Genomic DNA, 24,871 nt, shown 5'->3' with positions numbered 1-24,871 from the left:
GAAGCTGGAGTGCAGCGGTGGGTGAGCACCATGTGTGTCCTAGCAGATCGATCGGTGACCTGGCTGCTACGACACAACAAGAATCAATCTTACTGAGATGGCGGGCCGGAGAGCAAATTCATCTCGGTTTCCGTGATGGGGTCTTCGTCACCGAATCCGCGCTTCCGGAGGGTTTCGTGCGGCCACTGTCGATGCCCGGAGGGACTTTCACAGCTGGGGTCAAGCCAACTCGCTGATTTCCGCAGTAGGCTTTCGTCGGCAACGCGTCCTGTCGGCGGTTCTGTTGAACGCCTGCTCGACTCGTGCCAAGGTAAGTAGATGATTGCCACCACATCTGGCATTCAGGAGGGCTGATGAGCGACATTCCACAGAGGCCGCGCATTCGTCCGGCGACTAGCGACGACTGGCACAAGGGTTCAGGTGAATCTGCTGGTCAGACCCCGTCGTACGGGAATGGCGCGGACCGTTCGTCTGCCGATTTCGACAACTCGACCTACTACGAGTATCTCGAACGGCACACGGGGGAACAGTCGATCTCGAAAGCTCGCAGTGCCAACGTCTTCGCCCCCGCCGGACATTCGCCTTTCGATGATGCTCATTCTGCCGGCCCTCCTCAGTATGCGAATTCTCAGCAGGCTCAGCGGTCTGCGGGAGGTGTTTCCGGCAATGGTGTCGGCAGCTCGGCACGGAGCGGTCCTCAGACTCCTCCCCCACCGCAGTTTCCGCCCACCATCCACAGCGAATCGTCTTCGGGCAATGGTCTGAAGATCACTGTCGTCATCATCGCCATCATCATGGTTCTGGCTCTGGTGGCGTTCTTCGGCATTCGGTGGCTCGCTCCCTCGTCGGGAACCGTCCCGGTCGACGTCGGTTCCAGTGAGCCGGCGAGCCCGTCTCCCAGTCCGTCCGACAAACTCGTCCAGCCGACAAAGAGCCCGGAGCAGCAGCTCGACGCCTATACGAAGGATGGTACCGAGAAAGCCGCTGACCTCGAAGGTCAGTGGGTGACTCAGGTGAGCGCGAAGAACGTCGGCCTCAAGGCCGACGGCAAGACATGGTCTGCCCAGGACATCCTCAACGAGTACGAGGCCAACAAGGTCAAGTACCCCGGAGCGATCCTCATCCACAGCGGCGACTGGGCCTCTTACAAGGACGGCAGCTACTGGGTCACCGTCGTCGACACCGGCTACAGCGATCCGGAGCCTGCCCTCGACCAATGCCGCTCGTGGGGCCTCGACCGCAACCACTGTCTGGCCAAGCGCCTCGTCAAGGACGGCAGCCCCAAGGACAACAGCGCCTACCTCGACGGGTAGATCGAGCTGGCGGGCCGGTCTGCACGTATGTGGATTGGGCCGCGCGCGTGCGCGGACTAGGCCGCGACAAGCACTAGGAACATGAAGAGCGCCCCGGCCTCGCATTATGCGAAACCGGGGCGTTCAAACCTCGTTCAAGCTCCAGTACCGACGTAGAGCCGATACCGGAGTAGAAACCTCAAGCCAACATCAGGGTCGGGTCCTCCAAGCCCCGTCCGACGTCGGCGAGGAACTTCGAGATGATCTCGCCATCGACGACACGGTGATCGGCGCTGACCGACAGCGTGGTGATCTCTCGCGGAACGATCTCGTCGCCCACCACCCACGGCTTCTTCCGGACCTGCCCGAACGCGAGGATCGCAGCCTCACCCGGATTGATGATCGGCGTACCGGCATCGACTCCGAAGACACCGACGTTCGTGATCGTGATCGTGCCACCGGCTTGGTCAGCCGGCGGCGTCTTGCCCGACCGCGCCAGAGCGGTGAGATCCTGAATGCCCTGTGCCAGTTCACCCAGGCCCATGGCCTGCGCGTTCTTGATGTTCGGCACGATCAGTCCGCGCGGGGTGGCGGCTGCGATGCCGAGGTTGACGTATTTCTTCACGACGATGTCGTCGCCCTCGAGGCACGAGTTGATCCGCGGATTGCGCCCAACGGCCCAGGCCACGGCCTTGGCGACGATGAGCAGCGGCGAGACCTTGACGTCCTCGCCCAGGAACTTCGTCGACTTCAGCCGGCGGACCATCGCCATCGTCTCGGTGACGTCCACGTCGAGGAATTCGGTGACGTGCGGCATCGTGAATGCCGAATCGACCATGGCCTTGGCCATCATCTTCGTCACGCCCTTGAACGGGATCCGCTCTTCGAGCGCTCCCTGATCACTCGCCGAGGCGGCCGCCGGTGCCGTCGCACCCGCCGTGGGCGCGGTCGCCTGGCTAGCGGCTGCGTGCACATCGTCGCGCGTGACGTCCCCGCGGGTACCGGTCGGAGTCACCTGGGACAGATCGACGCCCAGATCCTTCGCAAGCTTCCGCACAGGCGGCTTCGCCAGCGGCTTGCTCGGTGAGGCAGGTGCCGAGGCTGGCTGCGCCGGAGTGGCCGGAACTGCCGGAACTGCAGGGGCTGCCGGTGCTGCGGCAGCGGCAGGAGCAGGGACGGAAGCACCCTTGCGAGGACGACGCTTCGACGACGTCTCCTTCGCCCCGTACCCGACGAGAGTGGCGCCGCCGTCGGCGTCACCGGCCTCGTCGGACGGCTTCTCAGCCGAATCGGAAGCCGGCGCACCAGCGGAGGCGGGGGCCGCCTCGGCGCTGGAATCATCTCCGCCGAACCGGATGATCGGGGTGCCGACCTCGATGGTCTGACCCTCCTCGACCAGAAGCGCACCGACGGTGCCGGCCTGCGGGCTGGGCAGCTCCACGAGAGACTTCGCGGTCTCGATCTCGACGAGGATCTGGTTGACGGTGACGTTGTCGCCGGGGGCGACCTTCCACGCGACGATGTCGGCCTCTGTCAGGCCCTCACCGACGTCGGGAAGAGGAAATTCGAATGACATTCTTGACTCTCCTCGAAATCAGTAGGACAGGGCCCGATCGACACCATCGAAGATGCGATCGAGGTCGGGCAGGTAATGCTCTTCCATCCGCGAACCGGGGTACGGGGTGTGGTAGCCGCCGACCCGGATGACCGGGGCTTCGAGGTTGAAGAAGCAGCGTTCGGTGATGCGCGCGGCGATCTCCGAACCCAGACCCAGGAAGGTCGGAGCCTCGTGGGCGACGACCAGTCGGCCGGTCTTCGTCACGGACTTCTCGATCGTCGTGAAATCGATCGGGTTGAGGCTGCGCAGGTCGATGAGTTCGACGCTCTTGCCTTCCTCGGCGGCAGCGGTGACCACGTCCTGCGCGGTCGGGACCAACGGGCCATAGGCGACGAGAGTGACGTCGGTGCCTTCGGACACGACGCGGGCATCGTGCATGCCCAGCTCACCCCGAGCGGAGGTGTCGACGTCCCCGCGCATCCAGTAGCGGCGCTTGGGTTCGAAGAACATCACCGGGTCTGCGCTCTTGATCGCGTCCTGGATCATCCAGTACGCGTCATGGGCGTTCGCCGGGGAGACGAGCCGCAGTCCTGCGTGGTGGGCGAACACGGTCTCGGGGCTCTCCGAGTGGTGCTCGGGTGAGCCGATGCCGCCGCCGTAGGGCACGCGGATGACCAGCGGGATGTTCTCCTTGCCCAGCGTGCGGTTGTACAGCTTCGCCACCTGGGTGACGATCTGGTCGTAGGCCGGGAAGATGAATGCGTCGAACTGGATCTCGATGACGGGACGGTAGCCGCGGATGGCCATGCCGATCGAGGTGCCGACGATGCCGGACTCGGCCAGCGGGGCATCGATGACACGCTGCGGACCGAAGTCCTTCTGCAGTCCCTCGGTGACGCGGAAGACGCCGCCGAGCTTACCGATGTCCTCACCGATGAGGACGACCTTCGGGTCGTCCTCCATGGCCTTGCGCATTCCGGCGGTGATCGCCTTAGAGAGGGGAAGTTTCTCCATCAGGCCTCACCCGCATCGGCGAACGAGGCCTGGTATGCCAGGAATTCGGCACGTTCCTCGTCGACGAGGGAGTGGGGTTCCGCGGTGACGTGGGCGAACATCTCGACGCCGTCGGGGTTCTCCATGGTCATGCAGTTGTGGCGGATGCGGGCAGCCAGGGTATCGGCCTCGGCGTCCACCTCGGCGAAGAATTCGTCGCTGGTCTCGGTGTGCTTGTCCAGGTATGCCTTGAGGCGGGTGATCGGGTCGCGATCCTCCCAGATCTCCTCTTCGGCCTTGTCACGGTACTTCGTCGGATCATCGGCCGTGGTGTGGGCGCCGCGACGGTAGGTGAAGGCTTCGATGAGCATCGGGCCGTGGCCGGCGCGCACGGAGTCGAGGCTGGCGCGGGCGACGGAGTACATCGCGATGATGTCGTTGCCGTCGACGCGGATGCCGGGGACTCCGAATCCTTCGCCGCGCTTGCACAGAGGTGCCGCGGTCTGGACGTGGGTTGGTTCGGAGATGGCCCACTGGTTGTTCTGGCAGAAGAACAGGACCGGGGCGTGGAAGGCTCCGGCGAAGGTCAGCGCTTCGGAGACATCGCCCTGCGAGGTCGCGCCGTCGCCGAAGCAGGCGATGGAGACGGTGTCGCGGTCGATGTCACCGGTGCCGACGTCGCCGTCCATGGAGATGCCCATGGCGTAGCCGGTGGCGTGCAGTGCCTGCGAGCCGATGACGATGGTGTAGGTGTGGAACCGGTGCTCCTGCGGATCCCAGCCACCGTGGTTCTGACCACGGAAGATGCTGAGGAGGGTTTCGGGTTCGACACCGCGGGTGTAGGCGAGGCCGTGCTCGCGGTACGTGGGGAAGACGAAGTCTTGGGGGCGAGCGGCGCGTCCCATGCCGATCTGGGCTGCTTCCTGTCCGAACAGGGGCGCCCAAAGGCCCAACTGTCCCTGACGCTGCAGGGCAGCTCCTTCGGCATCGATGCGGCGGACCAGGACCATATCCCGGTAGAAGCCGCGCAGATCCTCGTCGGTGAGTTCTGCGGCGAAGGAATCGTACTCACCGGATTCGACGCGATTTCCGTCTTCGGCGAGCATCTGGATCATTCTGGGCTCCGAGGACTGACTGTGGGCAGCGCCGGTTCCCACTGAAATGTTGGAGGTCATTTCAGTTCTCCTTTGTTCGAGGTCCATCTTCACTGGAGGTGACCAGTGGTGGACCATGTCCGTCGGGCAGGCCCTCGGATGTGAGAACTCGCCCTCGAGTGATCTGATTCACAGGTGGTATAAGAATACCGAATCCACTCACTGCTTGCCACTCTCTCCATGCGGTTCGAGTATCAAAAGTGCAGGTCAGGAACAGACTATGGCCCAAGCTCGACACATGTGGCCGAGTTCCAAAGCGTTCCGTGGACAATTGTCGATCACAGCAGAGATGCTCCATCGTCCGACCAATGCACATCCGAGCACCGAGGCGGCCCTTCTCCGGGTGATCGGATGCAGGTTCCGTGGGGTCTATTCCTCGCCGAGGTGGCCGACTTCCGTGTGCTCGAGTTCGACGTCCGTGAGCCGCACCCATCCGCCGAGGTGGCCCTTCGTTTCGATGGCGAGCGCCGCTTCCGTTCGACTGGGTTCAATGGCGTTTGCGCTTGCCCTGGTAGTCACGCGTCTTCGCGAGGTCTCCGCTGAAGAATCCCGAGTTCTTCGAGGTGAAGCGGTCGAATCCGGAATTCCCGCCCCTGAGCAGCAGTCCGATCGAGGCGGCGTAGGCGACGGAGGAATGTGCTGCCCCGGCCGAGGCGAACATCTCATCGAGCTCGGCATCGGTCTTGTCCGCAAGTTCGGGGACCTTGCGCAGCTCGTCGGGATCGTAGTCGACGGTGACCGTCGACCAGTTCTTCGTCGCCGGGTTCTCATTGCCGTCGAGATCAGGAACGAGGTCCTGTTCGTGTTCGATCGAGAGCACGTCAATTCCGGAATCGATGGCGAAATCGGAGACCGGAGCACCGACCGTCATCAGTGCCGTGACGTTGACATCGTCGAGGAACGCCGGGTCCGCGGCCAGCGAGCCTGCGGTGATTCCTCCCTGCGAATAGCCGACGAGCATGACCTCGGCGTCGCTTCCGATTCCGGCATCGGCGATTGCCTGGCGCACCATTTCACGCATCACCGTGTCGTTGCCGGCCATCCCCTGCACGTTCGTCGTCAGGTCCGTCGTATTGTCTCCGGACTTCGGCGACCAATCGGTGGTGGCCGGAACATAGACGATATAGCGGGTCTTTCCACCGGGTCCGACGATCTCCTCGATGCGGACCTGACCAGAATCGGCTCCGCGGTGGCAATTCGCTTCGCGGATGAAGAGGTCTTCGACATCACGCGGCGGCTCCTTGTGCGGCGGAGTCAGCCCTTTGGCCTTCCACACTTCGACGTCAGAAGGCAGCAGCAGTCCGAACTTGTTCGCCCCGGCCAGGACCCAGATCGTCATCGACGTCGAGTCGTGCGGCCAGAACGCGTGGTTGCCTTCCGAGTTGAGGACGAACGGCGGCAGCCCCAGGAACCCGACGACGATACCCGGCAGCACGTGCTCGATGACGGCTCCCGTGACGTCGGACTGTTCGAACGCGAACGAGATCAGCGCTTCCTTCGCTTTCGCTTTCGTCTTGCCCAGGTCGATGCCGAACTGTTTGGCGATGACATCGTCGAGTCCGGTGACGTCGAGGATCTTCGTGACCACAAGCACCTGGGCACCGACGACGAGCGCGACGGGAATGACGACAGGCAGGCTGATCGCAATGATTCGGCCCGTCGCGTAGCCGAGAGCATCGAGGAGTCCGCCGAAGACTTCGCTGAGGCCTTTCTCCGCCTGCCGGTAGGCGAAGGCTGCGGCCCGAACGGCGAACATCGTGGCCTCGAGCTCGAGCACCGAAGCGGCCAGCTGGGTGTGGAATCGGAGCCGGCAGGCGTCGAGGTTGAGCGCTGTCACGGGGGCCGGGACCTGGGTGAGCAGGGTTGCGAGGTCGAAGTCTCCGACAGCGGCTTCGATGGACAGATCGCCGATGTCGCTGATGACGGTCTGCAATGCGTCTCCGCTGCCGTCGGCGCGTTCGTCGACGGTGATCCGCCCACCGCCGCGCGTCGTCGAATCGATCATCGCGGATCTCCTCTCGTTTCCCGCTCCCCCACCGATGCCTGCTTCATGTCCCAGTTCCCACCGCTTCCAGAGGCCGAGTGCTCCGAATGCGCGTCAGCTGCTGCCGCCTTCAGCTCGGACCGTGCCGTCAGTTCTGGCCCCTATCGTCAGCGTCTGTGTGAGCACGGCGCTCAAGAGCATTCGCACCGCTGAATCTCCTGCAGCGACATCGTCATCGACCGTGACGGAGTCGCCGGCGCGTTCGATGACCGGCCGGAACCAGGTGCCGCTCTTTCGGCGGAGGAATTCCAGTCCCGTGGCTCCTGTTCCGGACGCCCAGCTGAGTGTGAGCACACAGTCCTGTTCGACGAGTTCGACGAGATCCTCGACGACTTGGCCGATCCGTGCCGGTTCGATCCGGCGCAGCAGTTGGTGCTGTGCGAAGTCTTCAAGCCCCTCCCCCTGCAGGGAGAGGATTGCGTGCCCGATGCCTGGTCCCAGACACAGCGCCAGGTGGACGGTTTCGACTCCCGAGGACACGACGACGCTGATGCGCGTTCTCACCCGGTTGAGTTCGGAGGCGAAGCCGCGCAGCCATGCGGTGAGGACATCGAGTTCCCTTTCCGTGCTTCCCTCGTTCTCTCCCTTTTCCGGCGCTGCGGCGGCGCTCCTCGAGGCTGCAGCGACTTTCTCCGGATCTGCACTGCCCGATTCCGGGACAGCCCTGCGCGATTCTGAGACTGCATTGTCCTGTCCCACCTTCGCCGAGGCGACCTGCGAGTTCCGTTCGACCCGGCGAGGGAGCAGGTCGGGCGGCCAGAGACGACGCAGCCGGTCAGGCAGTCGTATGATCCGATCGAGGTCGACGACGATCCAGCTGTCGATTCCAGTCGTCTCGCGTGCGGCGGGGTGGGCGTTCACAGTTGGATCCGTCCTCCCACCGACACGACCTGGAGATGGAGGTCGTACGCCTCGGCGAGCTTCTCCGCTCGTTCACCCAGCTGGTCGATCGATTCCGCACACGAGGCAACCCTGTCATCGAGCAGCTTGCCCGCCGGGGAATCCCATCCGTCGATCTGGCGGCAGATCTGCGCCAAGGAGTGCAGCACCTCCGCTCGCCGTCTCCACTGCTCGCGATTGCGCTCCAACTCGTCAGTGATCATGCCTCAGCCCTCCTGCCTGCTTCTCGGCATCCGTGCCCGAATCACTCGACCGTAGGAGGGCTCGGGGCGGGAGCGGAACCCTCGATTTCAGGGCTGGGGAAGAGCCTCGAGCATCCACAGGGCGCTGATGTCGAAGTCACCGCCGAATCCACAGGCGGCCATGCCTAAGTCCCCCACGTCTCCCGCGCGTACCGGCCGGTAGGCGCGGACTGGTGCCGCCCCGATTCGCCGCTCATGAGAAAATGAGGACATGCCGACTGTTTCCCTTGCCGAAATCTCGCCCGCCATCGCACTCGGACCGCTTGATGGTCGCTACCGCAAAGACACCGCTGACCTCGTCGATCACCTCTCCGAGGCGGCTCTCAACCGCAATCGCATCACGGTGGAGATCGAGTGGTTCATCCACCTCGCCCAGAACTCGGTGATCGAGGGCGTTCGCACCCTGACTCCCGATGAGGTCGACGGACTGCGTGCCTTCGCTGCCGACTTCGATGCCGACACCATCGCCACGCTGGCCGCTCATGAAGCCGTGACCGTCCATGACGTCAAGGCCGTCGAATACACAATCAAAGAAGCCCTAGTGAAGATCGGCGCCGAGGATCTCGGCGAGCTCGTCCACTTCTGCTGCACGTCCGAAGACATCAACAACCTCTCCTGGGCGCTGGGAATCAAGGGTGCCACCGAACAGGTGTGGCTGCCGCGAGCGAAGGCCCTCATCGACGCTCTCGCCGAGTCCGCCGCGGAGCTGGCCGAAGTTCCGATGCTCGCCCACACTCACGGTCAGCCGGCCACTCCGACGACGATGGGCAAGGAACTCGCGGTCTTCGTCCACCGCCTGCGTCGCCAGTACGAACGCATCGCCGCGACCGAGTTCCTCGGCAAGATCAACGGTGCCACCGGCACCTATTCGGCTCACCTGGCAGCCGTGCCGGGAGCCGATTGGCCGCAGATCGCCCGCACCTTCGTCGAAGACCGTCTCGGGCTGAGCTTCAACTCTCTGACCACACAGATCGAGTCCCACGACTGGAATGCCGAGCTGTTCGCCGACGTCGCTCGGTTCAACCGGATCGCACACAACCTGGCCACTGACATGTGGACCTACATCTCGATGAACTACTTCAAGCAGATCCCCGTCGCCGGTGCGACCGGTTCGTCGACGATGCCGCACAAGGTCAACCCGATCCGGTTCGAGAATGCCGAAGCGAACCTCGAACTCTCCTGTGCCCTGCTTGATTCCCTCGGCTCGACACTGGTCACCTCGCGGATGCAGCGCGACCTCACCGACTCGACCTCGCAGCGCAATATCGGCGTCGCCTACGGCCACTCCGTGCTCGCGCTCAACAACCTGGTCAAGGGCCTCGGCGCCCTCGCGATCAACGAGGATGCTCTGGCCGCCGACCTCGACGGCAACTGGGAGGTCCTCGGCGAAGCAGTCCAGTCGGTCATGCGTGCCGCCGGGCTGCAAGGCGTGCCGGGCATGGACAACCCGTACGAAACGCTCAAGGAACTCACTCGCGGCAAGCGCATCAACCAGGCCGATCTGCAGACGTTCGTCGACGGCCTCGGCCTGCCCGAGGAGCGTGCCGAACTGCTCAAGGCTCTGACGCCTGCCACCTACACCGGTGTGGCCGCTCAGCTCGCCGAGTCCGAGGTGTCTGACTGGAAGGCATTCAGCGAAGGCTAATCCAAGACGCTGACGACGCATCGCGGCCGGTCTCCGAATTCGGAGACCGGCCGCGATGCGTATGTCGCTGATCAGCCGACGCCGCCTGGCCGCAGAACTCACGTGCCGCAGCCGCGGGTCGCGCGGTTGGGCCTCGAGAGTCAGAGAGCGGGGATGTCGAAGGTCTTCGTGAACTCCGGGACCTTCTCGTCGGTTCCCATCACCTTGCCGGGTCCGCGTTCGTAGCGGATCGTGTAGGTGTCCTGCTTCTCATTCGGAACATAGGCGAGCCAGCCCTGGTGCGTTCCGCCGTCGCGGCGATTGATATCTTCCCAGGGCTCGAATCCGGCGGCCCTCATCTCGGATTCGAGGCCGTCGGTCTGGTCGTAGCGGAAGTTCGTTCCACCGTCCTCTGAGATCTTCAAGGCTCCGGATTGGATGAGTCCGCTGTATTTCTGTCCCGGGGTGACCTTGACTTCGAGGAGGACGACTTCGCCGCCGAGTTCGATCGACGAGGCCTTCTTGGACGAGTCGAAGTTCCGCACCGCCGAGAGCACCTCGATCTTGTCCTGCATCTCCGGATCTTCGAAGCTTTCGCCGATGCTGACCTGGCCCTGGCTGCCGGACGACGCTCCCGAGTCCGAGCCTGTGGACCCGTCGGCGGATGAAGTCGACGATGACGAAGAATTCGAGGAGTTCGATGCCGACTGATCGGAACTCGAGTCCTGACCGTTGGCTTGGTCCTGGCCGCTCTGGTCGCCCTGGTCCTGGCCGCTCTGCTCCTGACCATTCTGGTCGCCCTGATCCTGACCGTTCTGGTCCTGGTTGCCCTGGTCCTGACCGTCGGCGTTCGTCTGCTCGCCGGTCTGGTCCTGTTCGGGCTGGACGACCTGGCTGATGAGCGAGCAGCCCGAGAAGGTGAGGGTGCAGCTGAGCAGGGCCGCGGCGGTGAAGGTGGCGCGCTTCATGCGTTTCATGATGACTCCTTGATCGGTCTCTCACACCCGGGAGCAGGTCGCCCGAATGCGTGTTCTGAAACCAATCTATGAGCCCGGCACGCTCGAGATGCGCGCATCGTGTGGCAGAACGGCAACGTCTGTCACCGATCCGCCGCAGCCCCTGGAAAGCCGCTGTCGCCGGAGCTCCGTGCCACTGTGAGCGGATCCCGCGCAACCTCAGCGCGAACGTCCCTCAGACGGACACGAGGTGCTTGTCCTCGTCCACCTCGGCGAGGGTCTTCTTGCCCATGCTGCGGGCGAGGATGAGGGTCGGAACTCCGGCGACGACGATGACGACGGTGGCGTAGATCGCCGGCGCCAGCGTGATGCCCGTCGACGACATGAGTGCCGTGGCGATGAGCGGCGACAGCCCGCCGAAGAGGACGGTGGCGATGTTGTAGCCGATCGCCATACCGGAGAAGCGGCTCGTGCCGGTGAATTGCTCGGGCACCATGGCGGCGGCCACCGCGCTCCACCCGGCCGCGGGAATCGCGAGGAACGCAACACCGAAGACCGCCCCGCCTGAGGAGCTGCCGCCCAGCAGAGCGTAGGCGGGAATGATCGTGAACACGAAGACGGCCATGAGCACCGCCAGGGCAGGTTTGCGGCCGAATTTGTCCGAGGCGAGGCCGAAGAACGGGGTGACGACGATGGCGACGACGGCCGCAACCGTACCCAGAGCCAGGGAACCGGAGTTCGGGACCTTCGCCACCTCCTCGATGTAGGTGGGCACATAGGTGATGTTGAGGAAGTAGCTGACCGAGCCGATCGAGGAGATGAGGAAAGCGACGAGGATCGCCCGCGGCTGCTCGAGGATCGCGGTGATGAGCGGGGAGCGCTCGAGTCCGACGTCCTTCTTCTCCTTCTCCGCTTTCTGCAGCCGCTTGAAGGTCTCCGTCTCCTCCATCATCGACCGCAGCGGAACCATGAGGATGGCGAGCACTGCACCGAGGACGAACAGCAGCCGCCAGCCCCAGGAATCCATCGCTTCGGGACTGAGCGTATTCGCCAGCAGCGCACCGGATCCCACCGCCAGGAGGGCACCGACCTCGCTGTTGGCCGCGGCCCAACTCGCGGCCAGGCCGCGGCGTCCCGGGCCCGCCGACTCCATGAGGAAGACCATGATTCCGGTGTATTCCGCACCGACGGAGAATCCGGACAGGCAGCGCAGGGCCACCATGAGGACGCCCGCCCAGATGCCGATCGTGTCATAGTTCGGGATCACCGCGATTCCAAGCATCGAGATCGCCATGAGGACGGCGGAGATGATGAGCGTCGATCGCCGCCCGATCCGATCGCCGAGGTGGCCGAAGACCATCGCGCCCAACGGCCGGAAGAGGAATCCCGCCGCACCGACCCCGAGGGTCAGGAGCAGAGAATCGGTCTGGTCGCCGAAGAACTCCTTGGTCAGGGTCGTGGCGACGTAGAAGAAGATCGAGAAGTCGTACCACTCGACGACGGTGCCGAAGGCCGCGACGAACATCGACCTGCGCCGGCCTCTCTCCCGCTCTCGGCTTGTTGCCTGGGTGGGTGATGCGGGATGGTTCCGATCCGACGCGGTCATGACCCGAGCGTACCAGCACGCTCCGACATGGAATCCCGCCGAGAACTGCTGTGTGATGCAGAGATTGCGCCGGAGGATCCAGCTGATTGATGCGGAGGATCGCAATGAGGACGATGCGGACTATGCCGGTACGGACGCCGGCAGCGAGAAAGACATTACCGACCAGTAGCATCCTGGCGCCGCGGTGACTACCCTGAAGGATATGGACTCACTTCTCCAGCAGGACGTGCGCATTCCGGTGCAGAGCCGATACGGTTCCAGCGAACTCGAGGGACATCTCTTCCTCCCCGCGGTCGTCCCGCACGCAGTGCTGACGATCCACCCGGCCACCGCGACTCCGGAACGCTTCTACTTCTCCTTCGCCGAGGTGGCTGCCGCGAGAGGGTTCGCCGTGATCACCTACGGCTACCGCGGTGTGGGCGATCGGACGGCAGCTCGCGCCCATCGGCACATCCGCATGCGCGATTGGATCGCCGAAGATGTGGCGGCCGTGGGCACGTGGGCCGAGGAGAAGTTCCCTGATCTGCCGCATACAGCACTGGGCCACAGCGTCGGCGGGCACGCCCTGCTCCTGGGGCACGGCGGTGAACGGGTGTCCGGAATCGCCACCATCGCCACTGCAATGGTGTCGGCCCGCAAGATCGCACCCCGCAGTGAGCGATTCCGGGTGGAATTCGGGCTCGGTGTCTTCGCCAGGGTGGCCACTCGGGTATTGGGGTATATGCCCGGCAGCCGAGTGGGCCTCGGCGTAGACATCCCCGCTGCCGCTCTCTATGAATGGACGAACTGGCTGCGCCGTCCGCACTTCTTCTTCGACGACCCGAGCTTCGACGCCGAGGCACGAGCCTCCCGACTGCGCACACCTGTGCTCGCCATCGGCACCTCAGACGATCCTTGGGCGACGCAGGCGTTCATCGATGCGATCACCGACCGGCTGCGACTGGCCCCGGTGACTCGTCGCACCTTCGCCCCGGAGGAGCTCGGAGTGAAGAGCATCGGACATCACGGCCTCATGCGCAGATCGACCGCCGAGGCCGCCTGGCCGGAGATCCTCGACTGGCTCGACGCGCGAGCAGCCGAAGACTAGGTCACTACCGGAGGTTCTCCGCGCCCAGAAGTATCCGTTTGCGACCACTTCTCGACCGCCAGTATCCGTTTGCGACCACCTGTCAACTGACCGCCCCTCAGCAGCGGATGACGTCGAACGACCTCAGCCGCGGGCGACGCCGAACAGCGAGTCGGTGAAGCGATTGCCGAACATGGCCTCCGGATCCAGTCGAGCCCGCAGATCGCAGAAGTCCGCGAATCGCGGATAGAGCTCGTGCAGGTCAGCGGCGGTACGAGTGTGGATCTTGCCCCAGTGCGGTCGGCCGCCGTGCCGGCACAGAATCTCCTCGACGACGCGGAAGTACTCGGCGAAGTCCTCCTTGATGAAGCGGTGGACGGCGATGTACATCGTCTCCCGCCCCGATGCCGTCGACAGCGGCACATCGTCGGCGGCGGCACACCGGACCTCGAGAGGGAAGGAGATCGTCCACCCCTTGGCCTCGATGACGTCACGGATCTCCCGAATCGCTTCAGGTCCGGACCCGAAGGGCAGCGCGTATTCCATCTCGTTGAACCGCACCCGCCGTGGGGTGACGAACACATCGTGGCCCGGAGCCCGGTAGGTCCGATCAGCCACGACCGACTGGGCGATGCGATTGATCGAGGGCACCACGGCCGGAACCTTCGCCCCGAGCTCGACGGCCAACCGCAGCGCTCCGTTCTCCACCACCTCTTTGTCGAGGAGGTTGAGCCAACGGTTGCGCACCCCCGCCTCGGCGAGGCGGCCCGGCCCGGCCTGCCCGGGCTCCACCCGGGTGTTCGTCTTCGTCAGCACCGAATCGGTGTGCGGGAACCAGTAGAACTCGAAATGGTCGGCCCCGCGAATCCGCTCGGCCAGCCCGTCGAGGAGCTCACCGAATCCGGCCACCCTCTCCTCGGCGATGAGGTCGAATACCGGCACGCACTGGAGCTCGACCTCGGTGATGACACCGAGGACGCCGAGGCTGACCCGCGCGAGGTCGAAGACCTCCGATTCCGCCTCGGCCGAGAGTTCGCGCACCGCACCGTCGGGGCCCATCAGGCTCAGTCCGGTGACGGTCCCGGCGAACCCCGTGAACCCGATCCCGGTGCCGTGCGTGCTCGTCGAGATCGCACCGGCCAGGGCCTGCGGGTTGACGTCTCCCTGATTCTCCAGGGCCAGGCCGACGGGTTCGAGCAGCCCGGGAATGTCCCGCAGCCGAGTGCCGGCGGCAAAGCGCACCCGCTTGCGCGCCTCATCGACGGCGATGATTCCCGACAGACCGTCGAGGCTGACCATGACGTCATCGCCGGCGGCCACGGGGGTGAAGGAATGTCCGGCCCCGACGACCCGCAGCCGGTCCCCCGCCGCCGCAGCGGCTGTGACGATTTCCGATAATTCCTCCGCCGAGGCGGGACTGGAGAACGTGTGCGGATGCGCGTGGACGTGCCCGGCCCAGTTCCGAAACGCGTGCCGGCCCTTCGCCGAGCCGCTTTTCGCACCGCGTCCGGCCCGTTCGCCGCGCCCTGACTGCACTTCTCTCACAGAAAGAGTCCCTCTCCTCGATAGGTGGTCCAGACAGCGCCGATGCGGTCCTGGGACACGACCTGGAAGTCATTGAAATGTTCGGCCAGCTCCCCGGCCTTGGCATGCCGGAACCACACGAGATCGCCGATGCGCAGCGCGTCCGTGCCCGGCCCGGTCAGCGGAGTCTGCACCTCTCCGGGGCCTTCGAGACCGGAATACTCGAGGCCCGGCGGCCATGCGATCGTCGGCAGACGGTCTGGAGCGGGGACTCCGGAGGCGATGAACCCGCCTTTGAAGACAGTCACCCAACCGGGACCGGGTCTGCGCACAACGGGAGACACGAAGTACGCGGCCGGACGGTGCCGGAAATGCGTGTAGCCGTCGAAGAGTCCCGGAGAGAAGAGGCCGGATCCGGCGGCGAGTTCGGTCAGTGTGCCTTCGACGGAACTGGACTCGAACGAGCCGGTTCCCCCGCCGTTGACGAATTCGAGGTCGGCGATCTCACGGACCGCGGCGATGACGGCGGCTCGTCGTTCGGCGAGTTCGGCGATCGAGGCCTTCTGCATGGCCCGCACGATCGCCTGCCTGACCGTTCGTCCGGCGTCGGCGGTGCCCGCGATCTGGCCTTCGTAGAACATCATCCCCACGAGGTCGAAACCGGGACGAGCCGCCACCTGCCGGGCCAAGGCGACGGCTGATCGGGCATCCCGGATCGGCGAGCGCCTGGCCCCGATGTGGACGCGATCGCCCAACCAGGATTCAACCGGCCGAAACGAGGAATCGACGTCGACGCACACCCGCACCGAGGCGGCTCCCGCCTCGGCGAGGTTCGTCGCGTCCTCCCCCGGAGCGGTCACGTCCGGGACAGTGCCGTCCGGAACGGTCACTTCCGGGGCGGAGCCCGGCCCCGCCTCGGCGAGGGATCTCCGGACGTCGTCAATGATGTCGAGGTGGTCCACGGAATCGATCATCACGGTGATGTTCGAGAGCGCATCCGCCTCGGCGATCATCCGCGCCAGGGCGGGACGGTCGAGGCTGGGATAGCCGATGACGATATCGCGGATGCCGCGGGCGTGGAGGAACAGTGCCTCGGGGACGGAATACGCGAGCACACCGGAATAGGCGGGATGGGCGAGCGCCCGGTCGATGGCGGCGGGCACGCGCAGGGACTTCGTGGCCAGCCGGATCGGCAGTCCGCGAGAGCGTTCGGCCAGGGCGTCGAGGTTGGCGTCGAAGGCGTCGAGATCGAGGACGGCGGTGGGTGCACAGGTTCCTTTCAGCGCACCCCGGAGACCACTCGACACCATATTGGGTAGTCTAGCCTGCGATGACCTACGTCACATGGATTAGGAAGCCGATGACCACAGACACCACCGCCCACGTCTCCGAAGCAGGCACCGCCGGGACCGCATCCTCGCATGTCACCGCGGCGCTGCGGGACTTCCTCGACACCGATCCGTACGCGGATGCCTCCGGTTCGGGCGAGGTGATGCGCGGCGTCGAACCGTTCACCGGCCGAGAGGTCGACCGGTTCACTCGGAACACTCCTGCCGACATCGAAGCCGCCTACGCCACGGCCCGCATCGCCGGCGAGTCGTGGGCCGCCCAATCGGTTCAGCACCGAGCGAAGGTGCTCACCCGTCTGCATTCCGCGCTGGTCCGCAATGAGGATCTGCTCCTCGACATCATCCAGTACGAGACCGGCAAGGCCCGCATCCACGCCTATGACGAGATCCTCGATACCTACAACGTGCTCCGCCACTACGGGGTGATGGCCGCCCGCTATCTGCGGCCCGAACGTCGACGCGGAGCCATCCCCGTGCTCACCCGCACCGAGATCACGCACACTCCGCTGGGAGTGGTCGGGTTCATCACCCCATGGAACTACCCGCTCACCCTGGGAGCGACCGACCTGTTCGCGGCCCTGACCGCCGGCAACGCCGTCGTCCACAAACCCGATTCGACGACGACGCTGACCTCGGTGTTCATGCGCAGGCTGGCGATCGCCGCCGGCCTGCCCGCCGAGGTCTGGCAGCTCGTGCCCGGCCCGTCGTCCGAGGTCGGGCCTGCGCTCATGGCCGGTGCCGACGGAATCTCATTCACCGGGTCGACGGCCGCGGGACGGTCGATCGCCGCCGAGACGGGGCAGCGTCTGCTCCCGACCGCACTCGAGCTCGGGGGAAAGAATCCCCTGATCGTGGCCGCCGACGCGGACCTGGAGAAGGCCGTCGAAGGTGCCGTGCGCGGATCGTTCTCCTCGGCCGGGCAGCTGTGCATCTCCATCGAGCGCATCTACGTCCACGAGGACCTCTATGAGACCTTCTGCGCCCATTTCGCCGAGGCGGCCCGCGCCTACCGCCTCAGCGCCGAATTCGAGTACGGCCCGGACATGGGCACCCTGGCGGGACCGAAACAGCTCGAGACGATCACCAACCATGTCGAACAGGCCCGCAGCGTCGGCGCCACGGTCCTTGCCGGCGGACACCCAGTGCCCGATCTCGGTCCCTATTTCTACGCTCCGACAGTTCTCACGGATGTTCCCGCGTCAGCCGAGCTGCATCGCGAGGAGACGTTCGGTCCCGTCGTCTCCGTCTATTCGGTCCCGTCCGACGCCGCGGCGATCGCTGCGGCCAATGACAGCGACTACGGACTCGCGGCCTCCGTGTACTCTCGCTCCCACGGGCGTGAGATCGCGCGTCAGGTCGAATCCGGAATGGTCAACGTCAACGAGGTCTACCCGGCCAGCTGGGGATCCATCGACGCTCCGGCCGGCGGAGTCAAGGCCTCGGGCATGGGCCACCGGCACGGCCCCGAGGGCCTCCACCAGTTCATGCACTCGCACACGATCGCGGAGCAGCGCCTCCACCCGATCGCGCCGGCTGGGCCTCTCGACCAGAAGACGTTCGCGAAGGCCATGTCCGGTGCGCTTCAGGTGATGCGGTCGCTGCGCATGAAATAATCCGCGCATGAAGCAGGGGGCGCGTCCCCGTCGGGAGGCGGCGGCCGCAGGTCAGCTGCGGTTGCCGCTCCGCCCGACGGAGCCGCCTCGGTGGTGATCAGTTGACCGCGTCGAGGAAGTCGTGCGCCACCGGGACGGCCGCCTCGGCGCCGAATCCGCCGTCCTCGACGAGGACGGCCACTGCCAGGTCTCCCTGGAATCCGGCGAACCATGAGTGAGTGCGCGGCGGGGTCTCGTCGCCGTATTCGGCCGTTCCGGTCTTGCCGTGGACGGGATCGCCGGGAACATCTTCGAGATCGGTGGCGGTTCCCTCGGTGACGACCTTGCGCATCATCTCGGAGACCTCCTTCGCCGCGTCCGCGTCGAGCGTCGGGGAGTCGCTGCCGTCGTCGTTCTCCGCCTCCTCGACCGCATCTCCGAGGACGAGCTGCGGGGTGATCGTCTCCCCCACCTCGACCGAGGCGGTCATCGTCGCCACGGCCAGCGGGCTCGACTGCACCTTGCCCTGACCGATCATCTGCGCGGCATGGGTGACCTCGTCATCGTCGGCCGGCACCGAGGCCATCTTCGCGCCGATGGCCGAGGCGTCGCCGAGCATGCCGAGCTGGGCGGCAGCATCGGCCAACTCGCTGCCTGAGACCTTTTCGCCGGAGGAGACGAAGGCGGTGTTGCAGGAGTGTGCGAAGTCCTCGGCGAAGCTGACGTTGCCGAGCACTTCGTCTTCGGCGTTCTTGAAGCTCTTGCCGCCGACGTTCACGGTCTTCGGGCAGTCGATGTCGTCATCGGGACTCACCCCGGCGTCGAGCAGCGCCAGCCCCGAGGCGATCTTGAACACCGAGCCGGGAGCGTACTGGCCGCTCAGTGCTCGGTCCCAGGCCGCTCCTCCCGGGTCGTGGTTGGCCACGGCGAGAACATGGCCGTCGCTGGGGCGGATCGCGACGACAGCAGCGGGTTTCTTCGCGGTCGCCGCCGCCTTGTCCGCGGCGGCCTGGATGTCGACGTCGAGGGTGGTCTCGAGATCCTCGCCGTCCTTCGATTCGAAGGCGTGCAGGCTCGTCAGCTTCGTCTTCCCACCCTTGTCGTCGGTCGCATCGCCCTTGGCGAAGACTTCGACGCTGCCGGGACCTGCGAGGCGGGAGTTGAAGGTCTTCTGCAGTCCGGTGCGCCCGACGATGTCACCGGCGATGATCTCGCCCTTGGACTTCTCGATGTCATCGGCGCTGGCGGGTCCGGCCGAACCGAGTGTGGCCTGGGCGAACCCGCGGGAGCGTGTCAGGGTCTGGGTATCCTCGGTGAAGAGGATTCCCGGCAGATCGTGGATGGCGCCCTTGACCTCTTTGTAGTCGTCTTCGCGCAGGGTCACGACGGGGACGAGTTGATTGTCCTCGGCGTCATCGACCGACTTCTCGAGGTCATCGGCGTCGAGGTCGAGGGAGTCGACGCCGTCATTGAGCCCCTTGACGAGCTTGCCGATGGTGTCGGGTTCGAGCCGGTTCGGGTGGATGCCGATATCGATGACCTTCCCATCCTCCATGAGCACTTCGTCATCGGCACCGAGGATCTTCCCGCGTCCGCCTGGATTCGCGCGCAGTGCGAAGCTGCCGCCCTTGCCGAGCTTCGGGTGGATGGCCTTCTCCGTGAGATCCGCCCACCAGAAGAGTCCGCTCTTCTCCAACGGCAGCTGGGAACTGTATTCCCAGGACTCTCCGTCGTTGTTCGCCCAGGTCCAGTCGAGTGTGGCCACGGTGCGGCCATCGGCCTCGGTGATGTCGTCAACGGTGACCGACCGCAGGTCGACCCTCTTGCCCAACGACTTCGTGACCCGGTCGAACAGCCCTTGGGCGAGGTCCTTCTCATGCCAGATGTCCGAGCTCAGCTGCTCTTCGGCGAGGTCGTGAGCGGCCGCCTCGGCGGCGGAGGACTTCGTCATCGGAAGCCGGAAGAGGGCGAAGACCCCGGCTCCGGCGAGCAGCACGATAACGAGTGAGACGGCCAGCCAGACCCGGGACTTCTTCGACATGGAACCATCCTCTACCGGGGATTCCGCAATGTCCATTGCCATGCGGCAGGTCGGGTGGGCACGCAGAGCCCGCCGCCACGTCGGTCCATGACCGATTGTTAGGTCGATCCACGGCGGTTTCGGCGCTCAGAACGCCGTGGATCGACCCAACAATGCCCAGGGCATCGGTCACGGTCACGTATTCCTGCCATCCGGACCCACTAGGTGGTCAGAATGGTCACGCCGACCACGGTTTTTCGTGACCATTTAGCCCACCTAGCGTGACCATTTCGCCCACCTAGCGGTGCAGAATCCGCGGAATAGTCAGCCTGCGTCGGGGACGACGGTGTATTCGAGGACGGGACGTCCGGCCGAACCGTACCGGGGACGCCGCTCGAGCATGCCGGCGTCGGCCATGGATTCGAGATAGCGACGAGCGGTGACTCGGGAGACGCCGAGGCCTTCGGCCAACTCGGCAGCGGACTGACCCGGGTTCTCGTTGAGCAGCTTCTTCACCTCGGCCTGGACCGCATCGGGCACGCCCTTCGCAGTCGCTGCCACGGTGTGGGTGCGCAGAGCCGAGATCGCCTTGTCGACCTCGGTCTGGGTGACCTCGCCGTCGTTCGAATCCCCGCCGAGGCGGTTGCGGAAGGACGAATATGCCTCGAGTTTGGATTTGAATACGGGGAAGGTGAAGGGCTTGATGATGTACTGGGCGACCCCATAGGACAGAGCCTCCTGCACGATCTGCATGTCGCGGGCCGCGGTGACGGCGATGATGTCGACGTCGACGCGCTGACCGCGGATGGCACGGCAGACCTGGAGTCCGTGCCCGTCGGGCAGGTTCATATCGAGGAGGACGAGGTGGATGCCGGAGGGGTCGAGGCCGTAGATCTGCCCCGTGACAGCAGCCATCGCCTGGGTGGCGTTCTTCGCCACTCCCGCGACGTGATAGCCCTCGATGCGGTCGATGTACTTCGCGTGAGCACGGGCGGCGACCACCTCGTCCTCGACGACGAGCACACCGATGCTCGATTCAGGCGTAGTTGTGTCCGACATGCCGCCAGTCTATCTTCACCGCTTTGACAGCGCCCTGGATCGTGTTGCAGTCCCGTTACATCGAGTGGTGTTCGACTTGGCCTGCACTACCGGGGTCGGGCAGCCACACCGTGAGCACTGCGCCCTTGAATCGGTCGCAGTCCTCTCCACGGCCCTGCACGTCGACGGCTCCCCCGAGGCGGCGGACCGCCTGCACGACCAGGGACAACCCGACTCCGCGGGTCCCCGTCTGCTGACGTCCCTGCCCCTGGTCGGTCTCGACGCCGTCGTGCTTCGTCGACCAGCCGCGTTCGAAGATCGCGTCGAGGTACTCCTCATCGATGCCCGGACCGTCGTCGCTGACTTCGATCATGAATCCGCCGGGACCGCCGGAACCGGAGAGCTCGACATGGACCCTCTTGTCTTCGGACAGAACATCCTGCCTGCTCAGAGCGTCGAAGGCATTGTCGACGAGGTTGCCGAGGATCGTGGCGAGGTCGCGATCATCTCCGCCGAGGTTGCCCGTGAGGTCCGCGGTGTCCACCGTCATCTCGATGCCCGCCTCGGCGGCTTGGGAGATCTTGGACAGCAGCAGGGCCGAGAGGACGGGGTGGTCGAAGGTCATCGACCCGTCCCCGTTGACCCGGTTGAGATCGTCGATGTCCTTGGCCGCGAAGTCGATGGCCTCGTCGACGTGCCCGGTCTCGAGCAGGGACACGACCATGTGCAGCCGGTTCGCGTATTCGTGGGTCTGCGCGCGCAGGGAATCGGAGAAGGACCGCACGGAGACGAGCTCGCCGGAGAGTTCGGCCAGCTCCGTGTGATCGCGCATGGTCACGACCCACGTATCGCTGGCCGCCTCGGTGGGCTGCTGATTGACGACGAGGACGCGGTCGTCGGTGTAGTGGATCTCGTCGCGGGCCCACCGGCCGGACGCGAGCAGATCGTGCAGCGCCTCGGGCAGGTCGAGTTCGCGCAGCGGCATCTCCTCCGCCGAGGTGGGGCCCGGGTCCGCGTCGTCACCGGCGGGAGGCATGCCCAGCAGTTCCCGGGCCTCGGTGTTGATGAGCACGATCCCGCGGGCTCGGTCGACGAGCAGCAGACCTTCGGAGACCGCCGTGAGCACGGAGGAGTAGAAGTCGAGCATGCTGCGCAGCTCGTCGGCGCCGTAGTCGCCGGTGACCCGGCGCAGGCCTCGCGATGTCACCCACGACGAGCCGATGCCGAGGATGAGGGTGAGCACGGCGATGCCGATGAGCCATTTGCCCTGTGCCATGAATCCCTCGCGGACCGAATCGGCGGAGCTGCCGACGATGACGGCGCCGACGACCGTGTCGGACCTCATTCCGTCGACGCCGACGTGTTCGGCGTAGACCGGGGTGACGACGTACATGGTGCCGTCGGCCGGGCCTCCGTCGTTGATGAAGCGCACCGTCGACTTGCCCTCCTGCAGGGCCTGTCCGTCGACGGCCTGGGCCAGCTGATCGATGGAGTCCTCGGGGATCTTCCCGGAATCCGCCGAGGCGGTCTTCGCTTCCAGCGCCTGCTGGCGTCCGGGAGAGCCCAGGGTCGGCGGGGTGAGCAGGAAGTCGATGGGCACGACCGCGGCGATGTCGAAGCCGTATTGGCTGATGACGTTGTTGAGCAGCGTCTGGACATCGTCGCGGGATTCGGTGTCGAGGTAGTCGTCTTGGCCGACCTCACCGGTGCCGACGAGGCCGAGCGACATCGAGATGTTGTCCGCGGCCGACCGCAGCAGGTCCTGTTCGCGTTTCGTGTTCAGCTGGGAGAGCTGGAGGTAGAGCAGACTCGTCGTGAGCACCATGATGCCCACGAGCATGATCGAGTTCGCGAACATGATCCGCCCGGCCGCGCTGAGACGGACCCACCGACTCAGGCGGCCCACCGGTCCGGCGGGCCCCTTCGACAGTACGGAACGCTTCTTCTTCGGCATGGAAACCATTGTGCCACCCGGTCGAGCGCCCTCTGCCGGTTCACCCGGCGGGGTCAGAGCGCCGAGTCAGCCTGCCTGGTTAGCCTGCTTGGTCAGGCTGCCGGGTTCAGAGAGCCAGACTGATGGGCCCGGCGGGGACCGCAGAGCATACGAGCACTTCGTCGCTCTCGACTCGGGTGGCCGGTTCGATCGGGTAGAGCACGGATCCGGCGACCAGGGACACCGAGCAGGTTCCGCAGGATCCGCCTCGGCAGGAGCTCGGTGACCGGAATCCGCGCGCTTCCAGGGATTCGAGCAGGGTTCCTTCCTGCGGTTGCCAGACGAAGCTCGTTCCCGAGTTCTCCAGGGTCACCTCGGCGGGGGAACAGGCGGCGATGGCCTCGCTCATTCCCGTGTTCGGGGAGGCGAAAGTCTCCTGGTGGACGGCGGGAACGCCGGCCTCATCGGCGGCGGCGAGCACGGCCGCGGTGAAGTCGCGGGGTCCGCAGACCATGACGTTGTCGCAGCCGGCCACCCAGTCGACGAGGTCCCGGTGTCCGGGTCGGCCTGCCGTCGCGGTGTCGCGGTGGTGGGTCTCGACGGGGACGGCGCCCGAGTGGGCTCGGTCCTGCAGTCGGTTCCACAGGCACGCGGTGCGGTGGTCGCGGTCGACATGGAAGAGTCGGATCCGATCGGTGGCGGGCAGGTCGGCCAGACCGTCGCTGCGCAGCAGTCCGAGGCTCGGAGTAATGCCGATGCCCGCGGTGATCAGCGCCGTTGTGCCGCCGAAGACCCGGGAGGCGGTCATCGTTCCGTGCGGGCCGGAGGTGAGGATCCGCTGTCCCTCTTCCAATGAGGCCACAGCCCGGGAGCCCTTGCCCTGGGTGCGCACGGCGATGCGGACGATGTCGTCGTCGACGTCGGTGATCGTATAGGTCCGCCAGAACGGGGCGCCGAGGTCGAGGTGGACGCGCAGGTTCGTGCCCGGTTCGTCGAACTCGCGGATCCAGCCGAGGTCGTCGCGCAGGGACACCTCGACAATGTCGTTGCAGATCTGCTGACGTCCGACGACGGTCATGAAGCGCGGCGTGCGCGCGACCTTGACGAGTTCGCGCGGGGCTGGGCCTTCGACGGTGATCTCGTCGCCGGCTCTGACATCGCCGGTCTCGAGGATCTGCCCGTAGATTCCGCAGTGCAGATGCCCGCAGGCGGAGTTGAGTAGCCGCGGCACATTGACGTCGACCTCGGTGGTGGTCGGATTGACGGTGGTCGCCGGACAGCGTTCGATCGTCGAGCGGATCGCCAGGCGCACCCCGCCGAGGCGGATGATCGAACCGATGAGCGCGAATTCCTCGAACGGCGCGAGTCCCTCGACGAGGACATTGCCGCGGAACCTCAGCGGATCGAGTTCATCGTTATCAGTGCCGAGGGCTGCCCGTCCTTCGTCCGTCTCGGCGATCGCGGCGACCGTGGCGGGGTTGATGAGCGAGATCCCCGAGCGCTGCGAGTCGAACATCCCCTGATCGGCGACGGCCAGGCAGCGCGGGAATGTACCCTGAGGGGGTATGCGCTCAGAGAGGAAGCTCGCCGAGGCGGCTCTGCCCTGATCATCGCCCGTGGAGAAGGTCGTCGACTCCCCCGTCGGAGCCGTCAGGGTCACGGTCGCGGAGTCATGGTCGGCCGCCTCGACGGTGGAGTTCCGATCATCAGGACCGGACTCAATCGCGGATTCGGTGTCGGTCGCCTCGGGGAGGGTTGCTGCTACCTGCCATTTCTGCAGGTCGGTGTCGTTCTTGAGCACGGTGAAGGCGGAGTACGAGTGCCAGGCGTCGGCGGGGACGTCGAGGCTGCCGTTGGTGAACGCCGCGATCCGGTCGCCGCGGATTCCGCGGTCCCTGACCACCCGAGCCTCGGTGAGCTCCTCGGCGGGGAATCCCTTGACCGGGAACCGGAACAGTCTGGCAGCACGCATAATTCGAT

Annotated in this window: 19 protein-coding genes; 4 read left to right on the top strand and 15 right to left on the bottom strand. The window is 65.5% G+C overall.

What is annotated here, in order from left to right:
- Positions 1 to 353 precede the first annotated feature (353 nt).
- Entirely contained in the window at positions 354 to 1,313 is a 960-nt protein-coding gene (locus tag BEP01S_RS03705; RefSeq protein ID WP_062240637.1) for a hypothetical protein, read from the top strand.
- 178 nt (positions 1,314 to 1,491) lie between these two features.
- Here BEP01S_RS03705 and BEP01S_RS03700 read toward each other — a convergent pair whose 3' ends face one another.
- From BEP01S_RS03700 to BEP01S_RS16750, 7 genes are all read right to left on the bottom strand, one after another.
- Positions 1,492 to 2,868, bottom strand: coding sequence for a dihydrolipoamide acetyltransferase family protein (locus BEP01S_RS03700; protein ID WP_062240635.1), 1,377 nt, complete (start codon positions 2,866 to 2,868; stop codon positions 1,492 to 1,494).
- Between the two features lie 18 nt (positions 2,869 to 2,886).
- On the bottom strand, positions 2,887 to 3,864 hold the full coding sequence (locus tag BEP01S_RS03695; RefSeq protein ID WP_039211925.1) for an alpha-ketoacid dehydrogenase subunit beta: 978 nt from the start codon (positions 3,862 to 3,864) through the stop codon (positions 2,887 to 2,889).
- The gene (gene pdhA, locus BEP01S_RS03690) at positions 3,864 to 5,018 is read right to left on the bottom strand and encodes a pyruvate dehydrogenase (acetyl-transferring) E1 component subunit alpha (RefSeq protein WP_062240629.1); all 1,155 of its coding nucleotides are present in this window, start codon (positions 5,016 to 5,018) and stop codon (positions 3,864 to 3,866) included. Before pdhA ends, BEP01S_RS03695 begins: the two co-directional genes overlap by 1 nt.
- A 466-nt stretch (positions 5,019 to 5,484) precedes the next feature.
- A complete protein-coding gene (locus BEP01S_RS03685; RefSeq protein ID WP_062240626.1) occupies positions 5,485 to 7,002 on the bottom strand; it encodes a hypothetical protein in 1,518 nt (505 codons plus the stop codon).
- Positions 7,003 to 7,095: 93 nt separating this feature from the next.
- Positions 7,096 to 7,902: a hypothetical protein gene (locus tag BEP01S_RS03680; RefSeq protein WP_062240624.1), complete on the bottom strand. Its 807-nt coding sequence runs from the start codon at positions 7,900 to 7,902 to the stop codon at positions 7,096 to 7,098.
- Positions 7,899 to 8,144 carry a hypothetical protein gene (locus tag BEP01S_RS03675; protein ID WP_062240622.1) on the bottom strand — a complete coding sequence of 82 codons (246 nt, stop codon included), beginning with the start codon at positions 8,142 to 8,144 and terminating at the stop codon, positions 7,899 to 7,901. The genes BEP01S_RS03680 and BEP01S_RS03675 overlap by 4 nt, the downstream gene beginning before the upstream one ends.
- Positions 8,145 to 8,231: 87 nt before the next feature.
- A complete protein-coding gene (locus BEP01S_RS16750) occupies positions 8,232 to 8,396 on the bottom strand; it encodes a hypothetical protein (RefSeq protein WP_157070507.1) in 165 nt (54 codons plus the stop codon).
- On the opposite strand from BEP01S_RS16750, the gene purB reads away from it, so the two are divergent.
- The gene (gene purB, locus BEP01S_RS03670; protein ID WP_062240621.1) at positions 8,395 to 9,828 is read left to right on the top strand and encodes an adenylosuccinate lyase; all 1,434 of its coding nucleotides are present in this window, start codon (positions 8,395 to 8,397) and stop codon (positions 9,826 to 9,828) included. The genes BEP01S_RS16750 and purB overlap by 2 nt on opposite strands.
- A 140-nt stretch (positions 9,829 to 9,968) precedes the next feature.
- On the opposite strand, the gene BEP01S_RS03665 is transcribed toward purB, so the two are convergent.
- On the bottom strand, positions 9,969 to 10,784 hold the full coding sequence (locus tag BEP01S_RS03665; protein ID WP_062240619.1) for a hypothetical protein: 816 nt from the start codon (positions 10,782 to 10,784) through the stop codon (positions 9,969 to 9,971).
- Between the two features lie 214 nt (positions 10,785 to 10,998).
- Positions 10,999 to 12,369 (bottom strand): MFS transporter, encoded by a 1,371-nt coding sequence (locus tag BEP01S_RS03660; protein ID WP_062240618.1) that lies wholly within the window; start codon positions 12,367 to 12,369, stop codon positions 10,999 to 11,001.
- A gap of 202 nt (positions 12,370 to 12,571) precedes the next feature.
- Between BEP01S_RS03660 and BEP01S_RS03655 the strand changes: the two genes are divergently transcribed.
- Positions 12,572 to 13,456 (top strand): alpha/beta hydrolase family protein, encoded by an 885-nt coding sequence (locus BEP01S_RS03655; RefSeq protein ID WP_157070506.1) that lies wholly within the window; start codon positions 12,572 to 12,574, stop codon positions 13,454 to 13,456.
- 123 nt (positions 13,457 to 13,579) lie between these two features.
- On the opposite strand, the gene BEP01S_RS03650 is transcribed toward BEP01S_RS03655, so the two are convergent.
- The gene (locus tag BEP01S_RS03650) at positions 13,580 to 14,980 is read right to left on the bottom strand and encodes a D-arabinono-1,4-lactone oxidase (protein ID WP_244882041.1); all 1,401 of its coding nucleotides are present in this window, start codon (positions 14,978 to 14,980) and stop codon (positions 13,580 to 13,582) included.
- A complete protein-coding gene (locus BEP01S_RS03645; protein WP_062240616.1) occupies positions 14,977 to 16,269 on the bottom strand; it encodes an amino acid deaminase/aldolase in 1,293 nt (430 codons plus the stop codon). Before BEP01S_RS03645 ends, BEP01S_RS03650 begins: the two co-directional genes overlap by 4 nt.
- A 50-nt stretch (positions 16,270 to 16,319) precedes the next feature.
- Here BEP01S_RS03645 and BEP01S_RS03640 point away from each other — a divergent pair, with 50 nt between their 5' ends.
- Entirely contained in the window at positions 16,320 to 17,921 is a 1,602-nt protein-coding gene (locus BEP01S_RS03640) for a succinic semialdehyde dehydrogenase (RefSeq protein ID WP_083532499.1), read from the top strand.
- Positions 17,922 to 18,018: 97 nt separating this feature from the next.
- Here the strand turns inward: BEP01S_RS03640 and BEP01S_RS03635 are convergent, their stop codons facing one another.
- The 4 genes from BEP01S_RS03635 to BEP01S_RS03620 form a co-directional block, all read right to left on the bottom strand.
- Positions 18,019 to 19,941, bottom strand: coding sequence for a penicillin-binding transpeptidase domain-containing protein (locus tag BEP01S_RS03635; protein WP_062240615.1), 1,923 nt, complete (start codon positions 19,939 to 19,941; stop codon positions 18,019 to 18,021).
- Positions 19,942 to 20,244: 303 nt separating this feature from the next.
- A complete protein-coding gene (locus BEP01S_RS03630) occupies positions 20,245 to 20,979 on the bottom strand; it encodes a response regulator (RefSeq protein ID WP_062240614.1) in 735 nt (244 codons plus the stop codon).
- Positions 20,980 to 21,034: 55 nt separating this feature from the next.
- On the bottom strand, positions 21,035 to 22,912 hold the full coding sequence (locus BEP01S_RS03625) for a sensor histidine kinase (RefSeq protein WP_062240613.1): 1,878 nt from the start codon (positions 22,910 to 22,912) through the stop codon (positions 21,035 to 21,037).
- A 106-nt stretch (positions 22,913 to 23,018) separates the two neighbouring features.
- Entirely contained in the window at positions 23,019 to 24,863 is a 1,845-nt protein-coding gene (locus tag BEP01S_RS03620; protein ID WP_062240612.1) for an MOSC domain-containing protein, read from the bottom strand.
- Positions 24,864 to 24,871 lie beyond the last annotated feature (8 nt).

Source organism: Brevibacterium epidermidis NBRC 14811 (assembly GCF_001570805.1).
Lineage (GTDB): Bacteria > Actinomycetota > Actinomycetes > Actinomycetales > Brevibacteriaceae > Brevibacterium > Brevibacterium epidermidis.
The sequence above is the reverse complement of the archived record's forward strand: the minus strand, read 5'-3'. Positions and strand labels throughout refer to the sequence as shown.

What these genes read in the sequence shown, in the direction of transcription:
- BEP01S_RS03705 (WP_062240637.1), top strand. Translation starts at nt 354, where the DNA reads ATGAGCGACATTCCACAGAGGCCGCGCATTCGTCCGGCGACTAGCGAC.
- BEP01S_RS03700 (WP_062240635.1), bottom strand. Translation starts at nt 2,868, where the DNA reads ATGTCATTCGAATTTCCTCTTCCCGACGTCGGTGAGGGCCTGACAGAG.
- BEP01S_RS03695 (WP_039211925.1), bottom strand. Translation starts at nt 3,864, where the DNA reads ATGGAGAAACTTCCCCTCTCTAAGGCGATCACCGCCGGAATGCGCAAG.
- pdhA (WP_062240629.1), bottom strand. Translation starts at nt 5,018, where the DNA reads ATGACCTCCAACATTTCAGTGGGAACCGGCGCTGCCCACAGTCAGTCC.
- BEP01S_RS03685 (WP_062240626.1), bottom strand. Translation starts at nt 7,002, where the DNA reads ATGATCGATTCGACGACGCGCGGCGGTGGGCGGATCACCGTCGACGAA.
- BEP01S_RS03675 (WP_062240622.1), bottom strand. Translation starts at nt 8,144, where the DNA reads ATGATCACTGACGAGTTGGAGCGCAATCGCGAGCAGTGGAGACGGCGA.
- purB (WP_062240621.1), top strand. Translation starts at nt 8,395, where the DNA reads ATGCCGACTGTTTCCCTTGCCGAAATCTCGCCCGCCATCGCACTCGGA.
- BEP01S_RS16750 (WP_157070507.1), bottom strand. Translation starts at nt 8,396, where the DNA reads ATGTCCTCATTTTCTCATGAGCGGCGAATCGGGGCGGCACCAGTCCGC.
- BEP01S_RS03665 (WP_062240619.1), bottom strand. Translation starts at nt 10,784, where the DNA reads ATGAAACGCATGAAGCGCGCCACCTTCACCGCCGCGGCCCTGCTCAGC.
- BEP01S_RS03660 (WP_062240618.1), bottom strand. Translation starts at nt 12,369, where the DNA reads ATGACCGCGTCGGATCGGAACCATCCCGCATCACCCACCCAGGCAACA.
- BEP01S_RS03655 (WP_157070506.1), top strand. Translation starts at nt 12,572, where the DNA reads ATGGACTCACTTCTCCAGCAGGACGTGCGCATTCCGGTGCAGAGCCGA.
- BEP01S_RS03645 (WP_062240616.1), bottom strand. Translation starts at nt 16,269, where the DNA reads ATGGTGTCGAGTGGTCTCCGGGGTGCGCTGAAAGGAACCTGTGCACCC.
- BEP01S_RS03640 (WP_083532499.1), top strand. Translation starts at nt 16,320, where the DNA reads ATGACCACAGACACCACCGCCCACGTCTCCGAAGCAGGCACCGCCGGG.
- BEP01S_RS03635 (WP_062240615.1), bottom strand. Translation starts at nt 19,941, where the DNA reads ATGTCGAAGAAGTCCCGGGTCTGGCTGGCCGTCTCACTCGTTATCGTG.
- BEP01S_RS03630 (WP_062240614.1), bottom strand. Translation starts at nt 20,979, where the DNA reads ATGTCGGACACAACTACGCCTGAATCGAGCATCGGTGTGCTCGTCGTC.
- BEP01S_RS03625 (WP_062240613.1), bottom strand. Translation starts at nt 22,912, where the DNA reads ATGCCGAAGAAGAAGCGTTCCGTACTGTCGAAGGGGCCCGCCGGACCG.
- BEP01S_RS03620 (WP_062240612.1), bottom strand. Translation starts at nt 24,863, where the DNA reads ATGCGTGCTGCCAGACTGTTCCGGTTCCCGGTCAAGGGATTCCCCGCC.